The organism is Nonomuraea turkmeniaca, from assembly GCF_005889735.1.
GTDB lineage: Bacteria > Actinomycetota > Actinomycetes > Streptosporangiales > Streptosporangiaceae > Nonomuraea > Nonomuraea turkmeniaca.
In genome coordinates, this window is the sequence record NZ_VCKY01000518.1 from 1 (window position 1) to 1802 (window position 1802).

At 72.5% G+C, this 1802-nt stretch carries 2 protein-coding genes; both read left to right on the plus strand.

The features are described from left to right. Positions 1-1579: TIGR02677 family protein (locus ETD86_RS54210; protein WP_342779378.1), on the plus strand; the 1579-nt coding region annotated here is incomplete at its 5' end. After that, a partial coding sequence (locus ETD86_RS54215) for a DUF2398 family protein (RefSeq protein ID WP_138674365.1) occupies positions 1576-1802 on the plus strand: 227 nt, incomplete at its 3' end. The genes ETD86_RS54210 and ETD86_RS54215, both read left to right, overlap by 4 nt.

Here is a 1802-nt window from a genome sequence, read left to right on the forward strand (position 1 = left end):
TAAGAGGTGTATAAGAGACAGGGCGATGGCGGAGCTGCCGCGGGTGCCGCCGGAGATGTTCCGGTTCACCACCACGGAGCGGGCGGATCTGCATACCGCCGTGCTCTACGCCTTCGGGGAGGCCAACGAGCGGCTGGAGGCCGCGCTCACCATCGACGAGATGCGGGAGCGCCTGCGGAGTGCGGGGTGGTACGCGCCGGTGGCCGAGCAGGACCTGGCGGGCACGCTCAAGCAGCTCGTGGGGTGGGGGCTGCTGGATGTGATCTTCAATCACGCCGGGAGCTTCGCCACGGCCGAGGAGTACGAGCGGAAGAACCTGCAATATTCGCTGACCAAGCGCGGCGAGGCCGCCTTCGCCGGGGTGCAGCACACGATGGCGATGCTGGCCTCGGCAGGCGCGTTGCAGACCGCGGTGCTCGACGCCATCGCCGATCGGCTGGGGGAGCTGGAAGCGCTGCTGCGGGATCCCGGCCCGGGGCGCAACCGGCGGATCTTCACCAGCCTGCAAGAGCTCGAGGCGCATCTGGACGGGCTGCGTACCAACACCAAGCAGTTCAACGGGGAGCTGCAGCGGCTGCTGCGCGTCGAGGGCACGGATCTCACGACGTTCCACGAGGTCAAGGCCGCTACGGTGGCCTATCTGCAGGAGTTCGTGACGAACCTGGAGCAGCGCGCGGACGCCATCGCCGTCGCCCTGGACGGGGTGGCCCGCCACGGGGTGGGCGTGCTGCACGCGCGGGCGCTCGACGGCGCCGACCTGCCGAAGGTGCCGGGCGCGGATCACGCCACGCCTTGGCTGGCGGTCAGAGCGGCGCGGTGGGAAGCACTGCGGCTCTGGTTCGCTCCCGAGGACGGGGGCGTGCCGGAGCTCGCGCGCGTGCGGCAGCTGCACGACGTGGCGCGGCGGGCCATCGTGTCGTTGCTGCAGGTGCTCGATCGCATCACCGACTCGCGCCGGCGCTCGTCCAGCGCCGCGGCCGACTTCCGCACGCTGGCCCGCTGGTTCGCCACGGCGCCCGGAGAGGACGACGCGCACCGGCTCTGGGATGCGGCGTTCGGGCTCGGGCCGGCCAGGCACGCGCATCTCGGCCACGCCGACGCCGAGCTCATCCCGGCCGGGGTGCCGTGGGCGGAGGCGGAGCCGGTGGAGGTGTCCGCGTTGTTGCGGTCGCGGGGGCGTACCGAGCGGATGGGCCGCACCGGCAGGGTGCGCGACGTGATGGCGTTGCGGGCCGAGCGGCGGGCCAGGGCGGAGAAGGAGCGGGCCGAGCTGGAAGCGGCGTGGTCGGCGCTGGCCACGACGGGGGCGATGCGGCTGTCGCAGCTGGGGGAGCTCGATCACGGCACCTTCGGGCGGCTGCTCGACCTGCTGGGGCGGGCCCTGGCCGAACCGCCCGACTCGACCGGGTTCCGGCGGGCCGTGACCTCGGACGGGCGAGTGGAGATCGTGCTCCGCGCCCCGGACGACGGGTCGGTGGCGGTGCTGCGCACGTCGGAGGGGTGGTTCAGAGGATCCGACTACCTCATCGACATCCGCCCGCCGGGGCGTGGCGGCGCGCGCGGGGCGGTGGGCGCGTGAGCACGCTCGCCAACCAGCTCGTCAGGGCCGAGAAGGAGGAGATCGCGCGGGCGATCAGGACGCTCCTGGGCCGGCCGCTGGTGTCCCTGCACGACGATCCGGCCGCGTTCGACCTGATCAGGAAACGGCGGCAGCCGCTCATCCAGTGGTTCGACTACTTCTGCGGATGGCGGCTGGTCGTGGAGCCGCGCCAGGGGTACGCCCGCCTGGTCAAGGTCAGGTC